The following is an 18,747-nucleotide window of genomic DNA, read 5'->3' on the forward strand; positions in this document are numbered from 1 at the left end:
GGGTAAGGCTCCCAGTAGACGACTGGGTTGATAGGCCGGGTGTGGAAGCCGAGTGATCGGTGGAGCTGACCGGTACTAATAGGCCGAGGGCTTGTCCATAGTTGCTCCGCGTCCACTGTGTAGTTCTGAAACCACGACCGCATTGCCTGTGGCCGGCGGCGGTTGACAGTTTCATAGTGTTTCGGTGGTCATAGCGTGAGGGAAACGCCCGGTTACATTCCGAACCCGGAAGCTAAGCCTTACAGCGCCGATGGTACTGCAGGGGGGACCCTGTGGGAGAGTAGGACGCCGCCGAACAATTGTTGAGGGAGGGCCCCGCAGCCGGGAACGGCAGCGGGGCCCTTTCGCATGCCCGGAAACGGAACACGACCGGCTGCCGGTGCCGCAGCGTCAGATCTTCTCGTCGCGCAGCACCTCCAGGTTCATGAACCGCGGTTCACCGCTGCACAGTTCGCGCATCTTCTCGGCGATGGTCCGGGTCTCCGGCAGGTCGCTGTTCCGCATGGCCTGCTCGTATGACGGGAACTCCACGATGTCCACGAAGTGGCCGGGCCTGTCCCGGTCCTGCGTGTGGAGCTCGTGGAAGGCTGTGCGCTTGCCCTCGCTCGCGCGCACCCACTCGTCGAAGATGTTGTCCAGCTCGTCCTTGCGCGTCGTCTCGTACTCGATGACCTGCACGAATCCCATGGCGCTCGGCCTCCTTGCCCGACCGCTCGCCGCAGGTGGACAGAGCACTCATCCGGTTTCGCCTGCCTGCTGCTGCGGCATCGCGCGGACCGGCCGTTCCCGTTCACGGCCCCCGCCCGCACGTGGCGGCCGCCTGGAGTTTCAGCATCCTGCGGGGTACCTTCCCCGGCAACCCTCCCTCAGGCCTGCGGGACAGGCCTGAGGTGAGGCGGGCACCGTCCCGCCCGGAAGCAGCCGGCCGGCGAACGGTCAGGAGGGACCGGACCGGGCGGCCGGGAGCAGCCGCGCCAGGCACCACAGCACGACGCCCGCCAGGCACCAGCTGGCCAGGACGTCGAGGAACCAGTGGTAGTCGCACCAGAGCAGTCCCGCGCCGACCCCGGCGCTGAGCAGGACCGCCGCGGCACGTACGGCGGTCCGGGCCGCCACCCGCGCCAGGACCCGGGCCAGGAGCAGGGCGCCGGCGCCGTAGGCGATGGCCGAGGTCGCGGTGTGGCCCGACGGGTACCAGCCCCACTGGCCGGGCAGCAGCGGCGTGCCGTCCGGCCCCGGCCGCGCGAAGTACGCCTTGGCGGGGACGACCAGCAGCGGGATGAGCGGGGCGGTCAGGCCGGCAGCCGCGAGCGGCGCCCACCAGCGCGGGGTGCGGGAGCGGCGTGACCGCCAGGCGGCGACGGCGGCGCAGCCCAGCAGGACGGGTACGGCGAAGCCCGCACCGCCCAGGTCGGAGAGGAGCTGTGCCGCGTGGTCGGCGGCGGGCCGCAGGGTGCCGGAGGGCAGGGCCTGGTCCGTGCGCGCGACGGCGTCGCGGACCTCGTTGTCCAGTCCGAGCAGGGGGCCGTGCCAGGAGACCTGCAGGCTGACGGCCAGGAAGAGCATCAGGAGCACGGCGGGAAGCCAGGGCCCGGGCACACGAGGGAGCCGCCCCGGAGCGGGGGGGAGAGCTCCGGGGCGGCTCGGGTGATCGCCGTTCCGTACGTCCCGGGGGGTGTGGGCCGGACGGCCGGTCGATCGGCTCTGCGGCTGCGGGCTGGCGTCCGCTGCGTTGTCCTCGGCGGTGGTTCGCCGGCCCGCTCCGTCAGGAGGCGTGACCGGTGGTCGCTCGTTCTCCATCTGCCAGGAACAGTACGTCACTCCCGGAGGGGTGCGGCCGCGTCACACCAGGTCGGCACAGCATCTTCACCGGGACGGGCGCAGCCGCCGCACCGTGGGGCGCGGCGGCTGCGGACCTGCGGGACTGCTCCGGCTCAGTGCGAGGCGAAGGCGCCCTCGAGGATGTCCAGGCCCTCCAGGAGGAGGTGCTCGGGCATGACCAGCGGGGGCAGGAAGCGCAGCACGTTGCCGTAGGTGCCGGCGGTGAGGACGACCAGGCCCTCGGCGTGGCAGGCCTTGGCGATGGCCGCGGTGGCCTCCGGGTTGGGCTCCTTGCCGCCCGGCTTGACCAGCTCGACGGCGATCATGGCGCCGCGGCCGCGGACGTCGCCGATGATCTCGTGCTTCTCCTGCAGGCTGCGCAGGCGGTCCAGCATGACCTCGCCGATGCGGCGGGCCTTGGCGTTGAGGTCGAGCTCCTTCATGGTCTCGATGGAGCCCAGCGCGGCGGCGCAGGCCACCGGGTTGCCGCCGTAGGTGCCGCCGAGGCCGCCGGCGTGCGCGGCGTCCATGATCTCGGCGCGGCCGGTGACCGCGGCGAGCGGCAGGCCGCCGGCGATGCCCTTGGCGGTGGTGATGAGGTCGGGGACGACGCCCTCGTCCTCGCAGGCGAACCACTGGCCGGTGCGGCAGAAGCCGGTCTGGATCTCGTCGGCCACGAAGACGATGCCGTTGGCCCTGGCGAACTCCGCGATCGCGGGCAGGAAGCCCTTGGCGGGCTCGATGAAGCCGCCCTCGCCCTGGATGGGCTCGATGATGATCGCAGCGACGTTGTCCGCGCCGACCTGCTTGTTGATCATGTCGATGGCCTGGGCGGCGGCCTCGGCGGCGCAGTTCTCCGCGCCGGTCAGCCAGCGGTAGGGGTAGGCCACCGGCACCCGGTGCACGTCCGGCGCGAACGGGCCGAAGCCGTGCTTGTACGGCATGTTCTTGGCCGTCAGCGCCATGGTGAGGTTGGTCCGGCCGTGGTAGCCGTGGTCGAAGACGACGACCGCACTGCGCTTGGTGTAGGCGCGGGCGATCTTGACGGCGTTCTCGACGGCCTCGGCGCCGGAGTTGAAGAGCGCGCTGCGCTTCTCGTGGTCGCCCGGGGTCAGCTCGTTGAGCTGCTCGGCCACGGCGACGTAGCCCTCGTACGGGGTCACCATGAAGCAGGTGTGGGTGAAGGCGGCCAGCTGCGCGGAGGCGCGGTCCACCACGGCCTGGGCCGCGTTGCCGACGTTGGTGACGGCGATGCCGGAGCCGAAGTCGATCAGCGAGTTGCCGTCCACGTCCTCCACGACGCCGCCGCCGGCGCGGGTGACGTACACGGGCAGCGTCGTGCCCACGCCCGCCGCGACGGCCGCCGTCTTGCGGGCCTGCAGCTCCTGCGACTTCGGACCGGGGATCGCGGTGACGAGGCGGCGCTCCTGGGGGAGCGACGGGCCGCCGGGCAGCTGCCCGGCGCTGGACGGAGCAGCGCTCATGGAGGTTCTCCAGACGATTGGGGGTCCGGCCGTGGGTGTCGGCTCTTCTCTTCCAGGTGCAGGCTACGACCGGCCCGCGCGGCGGTGCATGCGCCACTCGGGCGTACTGGACCCCCCGACTTGGCCCGGCCGGACATCCCCGGCCGGACGTCCCCGCCCTGGTGCCGCCTCCTGGGTGCCGCCTCCCGGACATCGCCGCCCGGGCGTCGCTGCGCAGCCGCCGCCCACTGCGGCCGCGGGTCGCCCACCGCCGCTCGCCGCCGCTCGCGCCGCTCCCGCGTGCCTCTCCGCGCGGCATGCCGCCTCCACTACATTGAGTCGGGGCCGGTCGGCGGGGTGGGCCGGCGGAGGGCGACGGGTGAGGGAGCGGGGCCGCGATGGGACCGGACGGCACGTACGGACAGCGCACCGGCGGCGAGCCCCCGGTGTCAGCGCCGCCGTTCCTCCCCGGGGCCCGGGGCGGCGTGCCGGAGCGGCCGCCGCGCCCGCCCGCGCCGGCCGCGGACGGCCGCCCGTTCGACCTGGCCGCTTGGCTGGCGACCCCGCGCGCCGCAGACGTGCCCGGGCTGTACGGGTTCGGCCACCGGCCGAGGCGCCGCGAGGGCGGCGCCGCCGCGGCGGCCGTCCCGGGGCGCGTCCTGCTGGCCAGGGCGGCGCTCAACATGGCGGTGGCCTGGCTGGCGTTCCTCTACGGCGGGCCGCTCGTCTTCGACCTGCTGAACTGGGTCCTCCGCCTCGACCGCCTCCCGGCGGACGGTCTGGCCAGTCCGTACGTCCTGGTGCAGGCGGCTCTCCAGATCGCCATGCTCGCCGTCCTCGTCCGGGTCTTCGGCCGGATGGGCCGCTGGCCCGAGGTGTGGCGCCGGTACGCGGCCCCCGCCCTGGCACGGCTGGTCACCCACGAGCCGCCGGAGGCGGCCGCCCCGGACGCGCCGGGCACCCCCGGGGCGTACCGGCTGGACCCCTGGGAGGGGATGCGGGTCGCCGGGGCGGAGGCCGGCGTGGCCCGGCTGGACGAGGAGGTGCGGCGCGGCGCCGTCGGGGACGTCGACTACGTCCGCATCCGCCGGGCCTGGGAGGGCGTGGTCGCCGATCCCGGCAGGCTGCCCGCCTTCGCGCAGGAGGCGGCCGCCCGCGGTGCCGCCGCCTGCGCCCACCCCTCGGCGGCCCGCGACCTGCCGCGTCGCGCGGAGCACGACCTGCTGGCGGGCCAGGTGCGGCTCGGCACGGTCCAGGACGTGCCCAAGAACCCGGCGGACCATCGGGGGGCCGGCTTCGCCCTCGACCCGGCGCTGCTCGGCACCTCTCTGCTGGCGGTGGGCCCGGCGGGCACCGGCAAGACCGGGCTGCTGGTCCGCCCGGTCGCCGAGGCCCTGTGCCTCCAGGCGCTCACCGGCACCGCGTGCGCGGTGGTCGTCGGCGCCGCCGACGCCGACCTGGGACCGGACGCGGCGTACGACGTGGTGGTCGCCCCCGGCGACCCGGACTCCCCGTACGGGCTGGACCTGTACGGCGCCGCCCCCTCCGCGGACGAGGCCGCCGCCCGCCTCGCCGACGCGCTGCTCCCGGACGAGCTGGCGCTGCGCGCCGAGACGGCCCGGGCGGCGGTGCAGCAGGTCGTGGGGCCGTTCCAGGCCGCGTTCGGCCGCGGCCCCGGGGTGCAGGAGCTGCGCGACCTGCTGCTGGGCGAACCGGCGGCGTGGGAGGGGCTGCGGGAGGCGCTGCGCGCGGGAGGACGCCTGGAGGAGCACCGCCACGACCTGCAGCACCGCGAGCGGCAGCACGGCAGGGCCGACGACCCGGGCACGCTGCTGGCCGACCGGCTTGCGCTGCTGGACCGGCCGGCCTTCGCGGGCTGCTTCAACGGCTCGGGTGACGCCCCGGCGTCCCGGCCGCTGTACGCGGTGCGGGCGCTGGACCACCCGCTGCGGGTGCGGGTGAAGCTGCCGGAGCACACCCACCCGGAGGCGGCGCGGATGCTGGCGCGGCTGGTGGTGGGGCAGTTCGTGCAGGCGGCCGCCGGCCGCCGCGACCGCTCGCTCTTCGCCGGGCTGGTGGTGGACGACGCCGCCGCGGCGGTGGACGGCCACACGGTGCGCGGCCTGCAGCGGATGCGGGGGGCCCGTGCGGGCGCGCTGCTCGCCCTGCGCAGCCTCGCCGACCTCCCGGAGGGCCTGCGGGCGCCGCTGTTCGGGGCGGTGGGCTGCCGGGCGGCCTTCCCCGGGATCGCGCCGTGGGACGGGCGGCTCTTCGCCGAGGCGTGGGGCACGGTGTGGGTGCAGGAGAAGGCGGTCACCCACGCCCCGGACACCTCCGGCGGGCTGCTGCGCCGTACGGCCCGCGCCTTCCGCGGCCTGCTGGCGGGGGCGCCCGTGCAGACGGAGAGCGTCACCACCCGCTCGGTGGAGCGGCAGCTGTGGTCCCCCTCGGACCTGGCGCACTCCCTGCCGGCCGGCCACGCGGTGGTCTCGCTGGCCACGGTGGAGGGACGGCAGGTGCCGCCGCTCCTGGTGGACCTGCGCGGCTGAGGCGGTCCGGGCCGCCGGACCCGACGGACAGCCGGACTGCCGGACCGGATGGGCATGCCGGACCGGATGGGCATGCCGGACCCGACGGACATGCCGGACCGGACGGGCCGGACGGGCATGCCGGACCGGCCGGAACGGCGGCCGGCCGGCCCGGTTCCGCGCCGCCGCGGCGGACTCCGTGGCGGAGGTTGTCCGGAGCGTCCATAATCATGTGCGTAGCCGCACGTCCCGCCCCGTCCCCACCGGCCGTGCCGCGCCGGCGGCGCCGCGAGGAAGCGGTGCCGTGCCGGGCGGCCCGGCGCGCCCACCGAAGGTGCCATGCCCCCGACCCTCGTCTCCCTGGTCCGCAACTCCTCCCTGCGCCTGACGGTCCTCGCCGGGGAGGGGCAGCTGGACCGCCCGGTGCGCTGGGTGCACACCAGCGAGCTGGACGACCCCACGCCCTTCCTGGAGGGCGGCGAGCTGCTGCTCACGACCGGCATCAAGCTCGGAACCGGAACCGGAACCGGAACCGGCACCGGCACCGGAACCGGCAGCGATGACGGCTCCGGCAGCCGCAGCGCGGACGACGACGCCCTGCGGGCCTACGTGCACCGGCTGGCCGACGCCGACGTGGTCGGCCTGGGCTTCGGCGTGGGCCTCTCCCACTCCGAGGTGCCCCGGCCGCTCGTGGAGGCCGCCGCCGAGCGCGGGCTGCCGTTGCTGCGGGTGCCGCAGCCCACGCCGTTCATCGCGATCAGCAAGGCCGTCTCGGCGGCGCTGGCCGCCGAGCAGTACGAGGCCGTGACCACCAGCTTCGAGGCTCAGGAGGAGCTCACCCGGGCCGCGCTCGGCAAGGACGGCACGGCGGCGCTGGTCCGCCGGCTGGCGGCCCGGCTCGGCGGCTGGGCGGCGCTGTACGACGCCTCGGGCGCGCTGTCCCTGGTCGCGCCGGACTGGGCGGCGCGGCGCGCGGCCCGGCTGGCGGGGGAGGTGGACCGGCTGCGCCGCCGCCCGGCGCCGTCCAGCGCCGCCCTGCAGGGCCCGGCCGGCGGCACGGACACGGCGGACGAGGACTTCGTCGTCCTGCAGTCGCTGGGCGCCGACCGCCGGCCGCGCGGCTTCCTGGCGGTCGGCACCGAGGACCGGCTCAGCCCCACCGAGCGGTACGTGCTCAACGCGGCGGTCGCGCTGCTGACCCTCACCCTGGAGCGCTCCCGCGACCTGCGACGCGCCGAGGAGCGGATGGGCACGGCGCTGCTGCGGCTGGTGCTGGCGGGGGAGGCGGCGACCGCCCGCGAGGTCGCGGGGGAGCTGTACGGGGGCCTGCCGGAGGGTTCGGTGCGGGTCCTGCTGGCCGGGACGCCGGAGGGGGTGCAGGACGAGGAGGACCCGCTGGGCGACCTCGCGGACCGCGCGGAGCAGGCGGCCTCGCGGGCCGGTGAGCGCCTGCTGGTGGCCCGCGACCGGTCGGGGACGGAGGAGCGCCTGGTCCTGCTGGCGCAGGACGGCGGCGCGGTGCACCGGGACTGCCTGGAGGCCGCGGAGCAGGGCGGTTCGGCGGTGCTGGGGGTCTCGGCGCCTGCCCTGGTGGAGCAGTCGGGCGGGGCGTTCGCGCAGGCGGAGCGGGCGCTGGCGGTGGCGCTGCGCGGCGGGCGGCGGGTGGTCGACCACGACGAGGTGGGCGCGGGATCGCTGCTGCCGCTGCTGGGCGACGAGGCGGTGGCCGCGTTCGCCGAGGGCCTGCTGCGGCCGCTGCGGGAGCACGACCGCACCGCCCGCGGCGACCTGGAGGCGTCGCTGCGGGCGTGGCTGTCGCGGCACGGGCAGTGGGACGCGGCGGCGGCCGACCTGGGCGTGCACCGGCACACGCTGCGGTACCGGATGCGGCGGGTGGAGGAGCTGCTGGGCCGCTCCCTGGACGACACCGACGTGCGGATGGAGCTGTGGCTCGCCCTGCGCGCCTGCGGCCGCTGACCCGGCCCGGCCCTGAGCCCGCCACTGCGCCCGACCCGGCTCGTCCCTGAGCCCGGTTCGGCCCTGCGCCCGACCCGGCCCTCCCCGGTTCCGCACGGCCCGGACACTCCCGTGGTGACCCCGCGTGGCCCCGCGTCCCTCACCGCGGCGCTCCGTGTACTCCGCAGCGGAGTGTCCGCGGGTCCGGGCACTCCGCTGCGGCCAATCTCGGGGGCCGGGTGTGCGCCCTACCGTGGTGGGCGCGGCCGCACGTGGCCGCCCATCGCACCGAGACGACCAGGGAAGGGCCGGTACCACTGTGACCACCACCCATGAGTTCTGGCTGGCCGGCCGCCGGGAGAGCGGCCCGGAGGCCTTCGAGGTCCACCACCCCTGGGACGGCAGCCTCGTCGGCCGTGTCAGCGTCCCCACCGAGGAGCAGGTGGAGGAGGCGGTCGCCGCCGCCGTCGCCGTGCAGGCGGAGTTCTCCGCGACCCCGGCGCACGTCCGCGCCGCCGCGCTGGACCACGTCGCCCGCCGCCTGACGGAGCGCACCGAGGAGATCGCCCGGCTGATCACCGCCGAGAACGGCAAGCCGGTCAAGTGGGCGCGCGCCGAGATCGGCCGCGCCGCGTCGGTCTTCCGCTGGGCGGCCGAGGAGGCCCGCCGGTTCAACAGCGGCGAGGCGCAGCGCCTGGACACCGACGCCGGCGGCGCTGGCCGCCTGGCCCTGACCCGGCGCTTCCCGCGCGGCGTGGTGCTGGGCATCGCCCCGTTCAACTTCCCGCTCAACCTGGTGGCGCACAAGGTCGCCCCGGCGATCGCGGTCGGCACCCCGATCATCCTCAAGCCGGCCCCGGCCACCCCGCTCTCCGCCCTCGTGCTCGGCGAGATCCTGGCGGAGACCGACCTGCCGGCGGGCTCCTGGAGCGTGCTGCCGGTCCCCAACGACCGCATGCCGGCCCTGGTGCAGGACGAGCGCCTGCCGGTCATCTCCTTCACCGGCTCCGGGCCGGTCGGCTGGGGCATCCTCGACTCCGTGCCGCGCAAGCACGTCACCCTGGAGCTGGGCGGCAACGCCGCGGCGGTGGTCCTCGCCGACTGGTCCTCCGAGGAGGACCTGGAGTGGGCCGCGACCCGCATCGCGACCTTCGCCAACTACCAGGGCGGCCAGTCCTGCGTCTCGGTGCAGCGGGTCGTCGCCGACGCCTCCGTCTACGACCGGCTGGTCGAGAAGGTCGTCGCCAAGGTCCGCGCCCAGGTCACCGGCGACCCCTCGGACGACTCCGTGGACGTCGGCCCGCTGGTCAGCGAGGCCGCCGCGAAGCGCGTCGAGGCGTGGGTGGACGAGGCCGTGGCGGCCGGCGCCAAGCTGCTGACCGGCGGCGGGCGCGACGGCGCCACCTACGAGCCGACCGTGCTGGCCGAGCTGCCCGCCGGTGTGACGCTGGCCTGCGAGGAGGTCTTCGGGCCGGTCCTCAGCCTGCACCGGGTGCAGGACACCGCCGAGGCGTTCGCGGTGGTCAACGACTCGCCGTACGGCCTGCAGGCGGGCGTCTTCACCCACGACCTGCAGACCGCCTTCCGCGCCCACCGGGAGCTGGAGGTCGGCGGCGTGGTCGTCGGCGACGTGCCCTCCTACCGGGCCGACCAGATGCCGTACGGCGGCGTCAAGCAGTCCGGCGTGGGCCGCGAGGGCGTGAAGTACGCCATGGACGACTACACCTACGAGCGGGTGCTGGTCCTCAGCGGCCTGGCCCTGTGACGCGGTAGCCGCCGGTCCGCACGGACGGACGAGGCCCCCTCCCCCCGCAGCAGCCGGGGGAGGGGGCCTCGCGGCGTCCGGGCCGCGGCGGGCCGCAGCGGGGTGCTGCGGGCCGTGTGGACCCGGCGACCGCACCCCTCGTCGGCCGCCCCTCAGCGGGCGCACTCCTCGTCGGCGGCCGGCCCGCCGTGCAGGCGCCGCCGCAGTGCGGGGACGGCGGCCGCCAGCAGCACCAGCCCCACCGCCGCCGCGACCCCCTGCCAGGGCTGCGGGAACAGGGCGCCGCCCAGGACGCCGACCGCCTGGTAGCACAGGGCCCAGGCCACCGCCGCGAGCACGTCGGAGCGCAGGAACCGCGCGACCGTCCAGCCGGAGACCAGGCAGGCCGCCATCACCGGGATGCGCCCGGCCGGGACGAGGCGGGAGAGCACCAGCACGCTGCGGTCGTGGGCGTCCAGCCGCTCCTGGGCGGCGCGCATCCGCGGCGTGTCCAGGTGGTCGCCCAGCTGCCGCGCCCAGCGGCCCCCGGCGTGCGCGGCCAGCCAGTACAGCACCACGTCGCCCACCCAGGCCGCGGCCGCCGCCACCCCCAACACCACCGGCAGGTCCACGACCGGCCAGCGCGAGTGCCAGGCGACGGCGGCGGCCGCGCTGACCAGGGCCCCGGTGGGCAGCACCGGCAGCACCGCGCCCACGGCGACCAGCAGGAAGAGCATCGGGTAGCCGACGGCCTGCGGGGCCGACGAGGCCCCGGCGGCCCCCGCGGCGAGGCCCGTCCCCAACGGGTGGATCACCGGCCGTCCTCCCCGCGTCCGCCGTCCCCGTGCGCCGGACGGGCCTCCCCGCCCGCCCGGCCCCTCCCCTGCGGCCCGCCGGCCGGGACGCCCGGGCGGCCCAGGTCGGCGCTCTGTCCGGGGGCGAGCTCGTGCACGGCGGTGTCCGGCGCCAGCCGGGCTGCGTGCCGGGCGAACTCCCGGCCCGGCGCGTGGAACCAGGCGCCCGGCCGCCCGCCGAGCCCCACCGGGCAGAAGGTGCCGAAGTGGACGGGCACGGCGGTGCGCGGCGCCAGCAGCCGCACGGCCTCGGCGGCCCGCTCCGCGTCCAGGTGCCCCGGGCCCAGTCCCGGCCCCCAGCCGCCGACCGGCAGCAGCGCGTGGTCGCAGGCCCCGACCTCGTCCGCGAGCCCCGGGTAGAGGTCGGTGTCGCCCGCGAAGTAGGTCGTCTCAGCCCCCTGCACGACGTAGCCCAGCGGCCGGACCCGCTGGGGTCCGAACGGCAGCCGCCGGCCGTCGTGGCGGGCGGGCACGGCCCGGACCGCGACCGCTCCGACCGCCGCCTCCCCGCCGGGGGACAGCTCGACCAGGTCCAGGTGGCCCAGGCGCCGCAGCGCCGGCACCGCCCGCACCGCGCCGCGCGGCAGCAGCACCGGGGTGCCCGGGGCCAGCGCCCGCAGCGAGGGCAGGTGCAGGTGGTCGGCGTGCAGGTGGGAGACGAGTGCGGCGTCGGCGCGCAGCGCCGCGGGGCCGGGCAGCGGGCCGCGCCGCCTACGCAGGTGGGCCAGCCGGGCGGAGAGCAGCGGGTCGGTGAGCAGCCGCACCCCGGAGTCCTCCACGGTCGCGGTGGCGTGCCCCCACCAGGTGATCACCGCCACGTCCGGCCCCCTCTCGCCGTCGTCCGCCGGGCTGCGGGCTCCTGCCCCGCCCCGGCCAGGTTACGTCCGGCGGCCCGCCGTGCCCGGCCGGTCCGGGCAGGCCGGCGCACCCGGCGCCCGGGGCGAGCGGGGACGGGCAGGGCGCGCGGGGAGGCCGGGCCGCGTCCGGCGCGGGCCCCCGGGGCAGACTGGACGGGGGCGGCGGCGACGGGCCCCGGACACGGGCCCCGCAGGCGGGCCCGGCGGCGGGCGGCGAGGAGGCGGAGCCGGGGATGGCGCGGTGGCGGAGCGTGTCGCGGGCACTGGCCCGCACCGTCGCGGTCTGGCTGGCGGCGACGGCGACGCTCGCGGTCCTGGCCGCCGTGCTGCCGGGGTTCCGGCTCGGCACCGGCCCCGGGCCCGGCCCGGTGGGGCCGCTGACGGCCGCCGGGACGGCGGCGGCGTTCACCGGCGTCCTGGGGGCGGTGCTGTGGCCGCTGGTCGTGCGGGCCCTGCTGCTCGTGCCCGCCCTGGTGCTGGCGCTGCTGGTCTTCGCGCTCGACGGCGCCGTCGTCTTCCTGGCCCTGGAACTCGTCCCCGAGGGCCCCGGCGGCGTCACCCTCTCCACGGCCGCGGTGGTCGCCGCGGCCCTGTCCGCCACCACCTCGGCCGTCCGCGGCGCCCTCGCCGCCCGGGACGACGAGGCCTACCGCCGCCGGCTCGCCCGGCTGGCCGGCCGCCGGGCGGGGCGGCGGATCCGGGCGGGCGCGCACCTGCCCGGCGAACCGCCCGGGGTGGTGTTCCTGCAGCTGGACGGCGTGGGCCACGACGTCCTGGTGCGCGCCCTGCGGGACGGCGCGATGCCGACCCTCGCCGGCTGGCTGTCGTCGGGCAGCCACCTGCTGACGCCGTGGCGCACCGACTGGTCCAGCCAGACCGGCGCCAGCCAGCTCGGCATCCTGCACGGCGACAACCACGACGTGCCCGCCTTCCGCTGGTACGAGAAGGACACCGGGCGCCTGATGGTGTGCAACCACCCGTCGAGCGCGGCCGAGCTGGAGCGGCGCCGCGCCGACCGGCCCGGACTGCTGGCGGGCGACGGCGCCAGCCGCGGCAACCTCTTCAGCGGCGGCGCCGGGCAGTCGGCGCTGGTGCTCAGCGTCTCCGGCCGGTCGGTCCGCCGTGACCGCTCGGGGTACTTCGCCTACTTCGCCGACCCCGCCAACGCGCTGCGGACCCTGGGCTCGCTGCTCGCCGAGGTCGGACGCGAGCTGGTCCAGGCGGCCCGGCAGCGGCTGCGCGACGTGCGGCCCCGGGTGCGGCGCGGCGGCCTGTACCCGCTGGTGCGGGCCTTCGCCACGGTCGTCGAGCGGGACGTGGTGGTCGCGGCCGTCGTCGGCGACATGCTGGCGGGCCGCTCCGCCGTCTACGCCGACCTGGTCGCGTACGACGAGGTGGCCCACCACTCGGGCGTGGAGCGGCCGGAGACGCTGGAGGTGCTGCGCCGCCTGGACCGCTGCATCGCCCTGGTCGCGGGCGTCGCCCGCTACGCGCCGCGCCCGTACGAGGTCGTGGTCCTCTCCGACCACGGGCAGAGCCAGGGGCCGACCTTCGCCCAGGCGTACGGGCGCACCCTGGAGCAGCTGGTGCGGGAGGCGTGCGGCGCGGCCGCGCCGGACCCCGGGCACGCCGCGGGGCGGCAGCCGGCCGGGCCCGACCGGGGGCGCGGCGCCGAGGCCCGCACCGCGGCGCAGCTCGCCCTGTACGGCCGCGAGCCCGCCGCGGAGGCGGCGGAGCCGGCCGCCGGGGAGCCGCTGGTGCTCGCCTCGGGCAACCTCGGCCTGGTGTACTTCCGCGACGTGCCGCACCGGCTGACCCTGGAGGACGTCGAGGAGCGCCATCCGGGGCTGGTGGGGGCGCTGGCCGGGCACCCGGGCGTCGGCTTCGTGCTGGTGCGCGGCGCGGGACGCGGCCCGCTCGCCGTGGGCGCCCGCGGGGTGCGGGAGCTGGCGACCGGCGCCGTCGAGGGCGAGGACCCGCTCGCGGTCTTCGGCGGGGACGCGGCGGCGGAGGCCGTGGCGCGCACCGACTCCTTCCCCCACTGCGCCGACCTGATGGTCAACAGCTCCTACGACCCGGTCACCGGCGAGGTCCACGCCTTCGAGGAGCAGGTGGGCTCGCACGGCGGCCTGGGCGGCGGGCAGGGCCGGCCGTTCCTGCTGCACCCGGCGTCGCTGCGGCGCCCGCCGGGGGAGCCGGTGGGGGCCGAGGCCCTGCACCGCCTCTTCGCCGGATGGCTGGCCGAGCTGCGAGAGGCCCCCGCCGGCGCGGACGGGACGCGTGGGGCCGGAGGGACGGACTGGACGGATGTGAATGCGGTGGCGGCGCCGGGGCAGAAGTAGCCCGTACTCACGTCTGGTGATGTTGGCGTCACGGTGGGTACCGTCGGACCAGTACCCGCTGGTAGCGAACCGTCCCGGCCCCATCCGGAGCCGGCCCGGGACGCGGTCCGTCGACAAGCCGTCCCGTAGATGCGGTGAGGTGAGCTGCATGTCCGCACCGACCCACCCGCGCAGCGCGAGCGCCGACGCGGCACCCTCCGGCCCCCGGGTCACCGAACGCGAGGCGCGCCGCGTCGCCGAGGAGGCCCGCGAGAAGCAGTGGCGCAGGCCCAGCTTCGCCAAGGAGCTCTTCCTCGGGCGCTTCCGGCTGGACCTCGTCCACCCGCACCCGCAGCCGGACGAGGAGGCGGTGCGCGAGGGCGAGGCGTTCCTCGCCCGGCTCCGCGCCTTCTGCGAGACCCGCGTCGACCCGGCGCGCATCGAGCGCGAGGCCCGCATCCCCGACGAGGTCGTCCGGGGCCTCAAGGAGCTCGGCGTCCTCGGCATGAAGATCGACCGGAAGTACGGCGGCCTGGGCCTGAGCCAGCTCTACTACAACAAGGCCCTCGCCCTCCTCGGCAGCACCAGCCCCGCCCTCGGCGCGCTGGCCTCCGCCCACCAGTCGATCGGCGTCCCGCAGCCGCTGAAGACCTTCGGCACGCAGGAGCAGAAGGAGAAGTGGCTGCCGCGCTGCGCCACCACCGACATCACCGCCTTCCTGCTCACCGAGCCGGACGTCGGCAGCGACCCGGCGCGCCTGGCGACCACGGCGGTGCCCAGCGAGGACGGCAGCGAGTACGTCCTGGACGGCGTGAAGCTGTGGACCACCAACGGCGTCGTCGCCGACCTGGTGGTCGTCATGGCCCGCGTGCCGCGCACCGAGGACCGCCGCGGCGGCATCACCGCCTTCGTCGTCGAGTGCGACTCGCCCGGCGTCACCGTCGAGAACCGCAACGCCTTCATGGGCCTGCGCGGCATCGAGAACGGCGTCACCCGCTTCCACCGGGTGCGGGTGCCGGCGGAGAACCGCATCGGCGAGGAGGGCGCCGGCCTGCGGATCGCCCTCACCACCCTGAACACCGGCCGGCTCTCCATCCCCGCCATGTGCGCGGGCGCCGGCAAGTGGTGCCTGAAGATCGCCCGCGAGTGGTCCGGCGTCCGCGAGCAGTGGGGCAGGCCCATCGCCCGCCACGAGGCCGTCGCCGTCAAGATCGCGTACATCGCCGCGACGACCTTCGCCCTGGAGGCGATCGTCGACCTCACCAGCCTCATGGCCGACGAGGACCGCAACGACATCCGCATCGAGGCGGCCATCGCCAAGCTCTACTCCACCGAGCACGCCTGGCTGATGGCCGACGAACTGGTCCAGATCCGCGGCGGCCGCGGCTTCGAGACCGCCGAGTCGCTGGCGGCCCGCGGCGAGCGGGCGGTGCCCGCCGAGCAGCTCCTGCGCGACCTGCGGATCAACCGCATCTTCGAGGGCTCCACCGAGATCATGCACCTGCTGATCGCCCGCGAGGCCGTGGACGCCCACCTCTCCGTCGCCGGCGACATCATCGACCCGGACGCCGACCTGAGGGCCAAGGCGCGGGCGGCGGCGCGGGCCGGCGGCTTCTACGCCCGCTGGGTGCCCAAGCTGGTGGCCGGGCCCGGCCAGCTGCCCACCTCGTACGGGGAGTTCTCGCCCCGGGGGCACGCCGACCTCGCCGCCCACCTGCGGTTCGTCGAGCGTGCCAGCCGCCGCCTGGCCCGGTCCACCTTCTACGCCATGTCGCGCTGGCAGGGCCGCATGGAGACCAAGCAGGGCTTCCTCGGCCGGATCGTCGACATCGGCGCGGAACTCTTCGCGATGAGCGCCGCCTGCGTCCGCGCCGAGATGCTCCGCGGACGCGACCCGGAGCAGGGCCGGGCCGCGTACGAGCTGGCCGACCTCTTCTGCCGCCAGGCCCGCATCCGCGTCGAGGAGCTCTTCGACCGCCTGTGGCGCAACACCGACACCCGCGACGCCGCGGCCGCCCGCCGGGTCGTCGACGGCCGGTACGCCTGGCTGGAGGAGGGCGTCGTCGACCCGTCCGGCGACGGCCCCTGGATCGCCGACGCCGCCCCCGGCCCGTCCGAGCGGGAGAACGTGCGGCGCAGCCTGAAGTGACCGCCCGGTGGCGTGCCCGGCCCCCCGGGCACGCCACAATGGGGCGCATGGAATCCCTCGCCGACCCGCACCTGCGCTTCGAGCCGACCGTCGCCGACCCCGCCGGGCCCCGCGGGCTCGTGGTCCTGGGCTCCACCGGCTCCATCGGCACCCAGGCCCTCGACGTGGTGGAGCGCAACCCCGACCGGTTCCGCGTGGTCGGCCTGTCCGCCGCCGGCGGCCGCGTCGACCTGCTGGCCGAGCAGGCGGTGCGGTTCGGCGCCGAGGCCGTCGCGGTGGCCCGCACCGACGCCGAGCCGGCGCTGCGCGAGGCGCTGGCCGCCCGCGCGGGCGGCCGCCCGCTGCCGCGGATCCTCGCCGGGCCGGACGCCGCCGCCGAACTGGCGGCGATGGAGTGCCACTCGGTGCTCAACGGCATCACCGGCTCCATCGGCCTGCGGCCCACCCTCGCGGCGCTCGAGGCCGGACGGGTGCTGGTGCTCGCCAACAAGGAGTCCCTCATCGTCGGCGGCCCGCTGGTGAGGGCCCTGGCGCGGCCCGGCCAGATCGTGCCGGTCGACTCCGAGCACACCGCCCTCTTCCAGGGCCTGATGGGCGGCAGCCGCCGCGAGGTGCGCCGGCTCGTGGTGACCGCCAGCGGCGGCCCCTTCCGCGGCCGCACCCGCGAGGAGCTCGCCACCGTCACCCCCGAGCAGGCCCTCGCCCACCCCACCTGGGCCATGGGGCCGGTGATCACCGTCAACTCGGCGACCCTGGTCAACAAGGGCCTGGAGGTGATCGAGGCGCACCTCCTCTACGACATCCCCTTCGACCGGATCGAGGTCGTCGTCCACCCGCAGTCCGTCGTTCACTCGATGGTGGAGTTCACCGACGGCTCCACCCTCGCCCAGGCCAGCCCGCCCGACATGCGGATGCCCATCTCACTGGGCCTCGGCTGGCCCGACCGGGTGCCCGACGCCGCGCCGCCCTGCGACTGGACCAAGGCCGCCACCTGGGAGTTCTTCCCGCTCGACGACGAGGCCTTCCCCGCGGTGTCGCTGGCCCGCGAGGTCGGTACGCTCGGCGGTACCGCGCCCGCGGTCTTCAACGCCGCCAACGAGGAGTGCGTCGACGCCTTCCTCGCCGGCCGCCTCGCCTTCAACGGCATCGTCGACACGGTGGCGAAGGTGGTGTCGGAGCACGGGACCCCGCAGCGGGGAACCTCGCTGACCGTCGAGGACGTATTGCATGCGGAGGCCTGGGCCCGCACCCGCGCCCGGGAGATCGCGGCCGGCTGACGGACCCGCCCGGCGGTACCCGGGCGGCGCGGGCGGAGGCACGGTGAGGAGCAGCATGGCGAAGCGCACGGCGACAGCGGAGGACCCCCGATGACGGCACTCATGTTCCTGCTCGGCGTGCTGGTCTTCGTCCTCGGACTGCTGGTCTCCATCGCCTGGCACGAACTCGGCCACCTGTCGTGGGCCAAGGCCTTCGGCATCCGGGTGCCGCAGTACATGGTCGGCTTCGGCCCGACGGTCTGGTCCCGCAGGAGGGGCGAGACCGAGTACGGCGTCAAGGCGATACCGCTGGGCGGCTACATCCGCATGATCGGCATGTTCCCGCCCGGGGAGGACGGCCGGATCACCGCCCGCTCCACCTCGCCCTGGCGCTCCATGATCGAGGACGCCCGCGAGGCCTCCTACGAGGAACTGCAGCCGGGCGACGAGACCCGGCTCTTCTACACCCGGGCCCCGTGGAAGCGCGTCATCGTCATGTTCGCCGGGCCGTTCATGAACCTGGTGCTCGCGGTCGGGCTCTTCCTCACCGCCTTCATGGGCTTCGGCGTCAAGCAGACCGTTCCCACCATCGCCTCCGTCCCCGCCTGCGTGGTCAAGGCCGGGCAGTCCACCACGGCCTGCCCGAAGGGCGCCCCGCCGACCCCGGCCGCCAAGGCCGGGCTGCGGCCCGGCGACACCGTCCTCTCCTTCGACGGCAGGCCGATCAGCACCTACGACCAGCTCCAGGCGGACATCCGCAGTGCCCCGGACAAGCAGGTCACCCTCGTGGTGCGGGGCAAGGACGGCACCCAGCGCACCCTGCGGCCCACCCTGGTGAGGAACCAGGTCCCCGCCCGCAACGCCGACGGCACCTACGTCCCCGACAGGACCGTCACCGCCGGCTTCCTCGGCATCGACCCCGCCGAGGCCGTCGTCCACCTCGGCCTCGGCGAGAGCGTCCACCGCATGGGCGACATGGCGCAGTCCGGCCTCCACTCCATCGCCGCCCTGCCCTCCAAGATCCCCGGGCTGTGGAACGCCGTCTTCAACGGCGCCCCGCGTGCCGCCGACTCGCCCGTCGGCGTGGTCGGCGCCGCCCGCGTCGGCGGCGAGATCTTCACCCTCCACCTCCCCGCCTCCCAGCTCGTGGCGTTCTCCCTCCAGCTCATCGCCTTCTTCAACCTCTCACTCTTCCTCTTCAACATGCTGCCGCTGCTGCCCCTGGACGGCGGCCACATCGCCGGCGCCCTGTGGGAGTCGCTGCGCCGCAACCTGGCCCGCGTCCTGCGCCGCCCCGACCCGGGGCCGTTCGACGTGGCCCGGCTGATGCCGCTGGCCTACGTCGTGGCGGGCGTCTTCGTCTGCTTCACCGTCCTCGTCCTCCTCGCCGACGTGGTCAACCCGGTGAAGCTCTCCTGAACGGCCGGGGCGCGGCGCCGGTGCAGGTGTGCCCGGCGCCGCGGCCGTGTCGTACCGTTGCTCCGGGTGCGCCGCCGTGACCGAGGCGCCCCGGCCCGGCCGCCGACGCGGCCGGACCGCAGCCGCGACCTTCGGGAATCCCACGCAATGACCGCGATCTCGCTCGGTATGCCGTCCGTGCCGCTCCAGCCGCTCGCCACCCGCCGCCGGTCGCGGCAGATCATGGTGGGGGGTGTGCCGGTGGGCGGGGACGCGCCGGTGTCGGTGCAGTCGATGACGACGACGGTGACGGCCGACGTCAACGCCACGCTGCAGCAGATCGCGCAGCTGACCGCGGCGGGGTGCCAGATCGTGCGGGTGGCGGTGCCCTCGCAGGACG

General features: G+C 76.2%; 13 protein-coding genes and 2 rRNA genes. 10 read left to right on the forward strand and 5 right to left on the reverse strand.

All coding sequences use genetic code 11. The annotated features are described in order from the left end of the window. Both LO771_RS29290 and rrf read left to right on the forward strand, forming a co-directional pair. Positions 1–99 (forward strand): 23S ribosomal RNA (locus tag LO771_RS29290); the annotation flags it as partial. A gap of 81 nt (positions 100–180) precedes the next feature. Continuing rightward, positions 181–297: ribosomal RNA gene (gene rrf, locus LO771_RS29295) — 5S ribosomal RNA — on the forward strand. A 93-nt stretch (positions 298–390) separates the two neighbouring features. Here rrf and LO771_RS29300 read toward each other — a convergent pair. The 3 genes from LO771_RS29300 to gabT form a co-directional block, all read right to left on the reverse strand. Continuing rightward, positions 391–687, reverse strand: a complete 297-nt coding sequence (locus LO771_RS29300) for a hypothetical protein (RefSeq protein ID WP_230748066.1) — start codon at positions 685–687, stop codon at positions 391–393. A 249-nt stretch (positions 688–936) separates the two neighbouring features. After that, positions 937–1,566, reverse strand: coding sequence for a phosphatase PAP2 family protein (locus LO771_RS29305; protein ID WP_230748089.1), 630 nt, complete (start codon positions 1,564–1,566; stop codon positions 937–939). 368 nt (positions 1,567–1,934) lie between these two features. Then, positions 1,935–3,305, reverse strand: coding sequence for a 4-aminobutyrate--2-oxoglutarate transaminase (gene gabT / locus LO771_RS29310; protein WP_230748069.1), 1,371 nt, complete (start codon positions 3,303–3,305; stop codon positions 1,935–1,937). 377 nt (positions 3,306–3,682) lie between these two features. Here gabT and LO771_RS29315 point away from each other — a divergent pair, with 377 nt between their 5' ends. From LO771_RS29315 to LO771_RS29325, 3 genes are all read left to right on the forward strand, one after another. After that, a complete protein-coding gene (locus tag LO771_RS29315; protein WP_230748071.1) occupies positions 3,683–5,833 on the forward strand; it encodes an ATP-binding protein in 2,151 nt (716 codons plus the stop codon). Positions 5,834–6,151: 318 nt separating this feature from the next. Next, a complete protein-coding gene (locus LO771_RS29320) occupies positions 6,152–7,789 on the forward strand; it encodes a PucR family transcriptional regulator (RefSeq protein ID WP_230748073.1) in 1,638 nt (545 codons plus the stop codon). Between the two features lie 298 nt (positions 7,790–8,087). After that, positions 8,088–9,533, forward strand: coding sequence for an aldehyde dehydrogenase family protein (locus LO771_RS29325; RefSeq protein ID WP_230748075.1), 1,446 nt, complete (start codon positions 8,088–8,090; stop codon positions 9,531–9,533). Positions 9,534–9,685: 152 nt separating this feature from the next. Here LO771_RS29325 and LO771_RS29330 read toward each other — a convergent pair whose 3' ends face one another. Both LO771_RS29330 and LO771_RS29335 read right to left on the reverse strand, forming a co-directional pair. Continuing rightward, positions 9,686–10,327: a DedA family protein gene (locus tag LO771_RS29330; RefSeq protein WP_230748077.1), complete on the reverse strand. Its 642-nt coding sequence runs from the start codon at positions 10,325–10,327 to the stop codon at positions 9,686–9,688. Further along, positions 10,324–11,184, reverse strand: a complete 861-nt coding sequence (locus LO771_RS29335; RefSeq protein WP_230748079.1) for an MBL fold metallo-hydrolase — start codon at positions 11,182–11,184, stop codon at positions 10,324–10,326. Before LO771_RS29335 ends, LO771_RS29330 begins: the two co-directional genes overlap by 4 nt. A gap of 272 nt (positions 11,185–11,456) precedes the next feature. Here LO771_RS29335 and LO771_RS29340 point away from each other — a divergent pair, with 272 nt between their 5' ends. From LO771_RS29340 to LO771_RS29360, 5 genes are all read left to right on the forward strand, one after another. Next, positions 11,457–13,565, forward strand: coding sequence for an alkaline phosphatase family protein (locus tag LO771_RS29340; protein WP_230748081.1), 2,109 nt, complete (start codon positions 11,457–11,459; stop codon positions 13,563–13,565). A 148-nt stretch (positions 13,566–13,713) separates the two neighbouring features. After that, positions 13,714–15,693 carry an acyl-CoA dehydrogenase family protein gene (locus LO771_RS29345; RefSeq protein ID WP_230748083.1) on the forward strand — a complete coding sequence of 660 codons (1,980 nt, stop codon included), beginning with the start codon at positions 13,714–13,716 and terminating at the stop codon, positions 15,691–15,693. A gap of 47 nt (positions 15,694–15,740) precedes the next feature. Then, on the forward strand, positions 15,741–16,970 hold the full coding sequence (dxr, locus tag LO771_RS29350) for a 1-deoxy-D-xylulose-5-phosphate reductoisomerase (RefSeq protein ID WP_230748085.1): 1,230 nt from the start codon (positions 15,741–15,743) through the stop codon (positions 16,968–16,970). Positions 16,971–17,060: 90 nt separating this feature from the next. Further along, the gene (locus LO771_RS29355; RefSeq protein WP_230748087.1) at positions 17,061–18,368 is read left to right on the forward strand and encodes an RIP metalloprotease; all 1,308 of its coding nucleotides are present in this window, start codon (positions 17,061–17,063) and stop codon (positions 18,366–18,368) included. 147 nt (positions 18,369–18,515) lie between these two features. After that, positions 18,516–18,747 (forward strand): flavodoxin-dependent (E)-4-hydroxy-3-methylbut-2-enyl-diphosphate synthase (locus LO771_RS29360; RefSeq protein WP_230747390.1); only part of this gene is annotated, 232 nt, incomplete at its 3' end.

The organism is Streptacidiphilus sp. ASG 303, assembly GCF_020991365.1.
Classification (GTDB): domain Bacteria; phylum Actinomycetota; class Actinomycetes; order Streptomycetales; family Streptomycetaceae; genus Peterkaempfera.

Coding starts and splice junctions, on each gene's coding strand:
- dxr (WP_230748085.1), top strand. CDS start 15,741: ATGGAATCCCTCGCCGACCCGCACCTGCGCTTCGAGCCGACCGTCGCC.
- LO771_RS29300 (WP_230748066.1), bottom strand. CDS start 687: ATGGGATTCGTGCAGGTCATCGAGTACGAGACGACGCGCAAGGACGAG.
- LO771_RS29345 (WP_230748083.1), top strand. CDS start 13,714: ATGTCCGCACCGACCCACCCGCGCAGCGCGAGCGCCGACGCGGCACCC.
- gabT (WP_230748069.1), bottom strand. CDS start 3,305: ATGAGCGCTGCTCCGTCCAGCGCCGGGCAGCTGCCCGGCGGCCCGTCG.
- LO771_RS29355 (WP_230748087.1), top strand. CDS start 17,061: ATGACGGCACTCATGTTCCTGCTCGGCGTGCTGGTCTTCGTCCTCGGA.
- LO771_RS29320 (WP_230748073.1), top strand. CDS start 6,152: ATGCCCCCGACCCTCGTCTCCCTGGTCCGCAACTCCTCCCTGCGCCTG.
- LO771_RS29340 (WP_230748081.1), top strand. CDS start 11,457: ATGGCGCGGTGGCGGAGCGTGTCGCGGGCACTGGCCCGCACCGTCGCG.
- LO771_RS29305 (WP_230748089.1), bottom strand. CDS start 1,566: ATGCTCTTCCTGGCCGTCAGCCTGCAGGTCTCCTGGCACGGCCCCCTG.
- LO771_RS29315 (WP_230748071.1), top strand. CDS start 3,683: ATGGGACCGGACGGCACGTACGGACAGCGCACCGGCGGCGAGCCCCCG.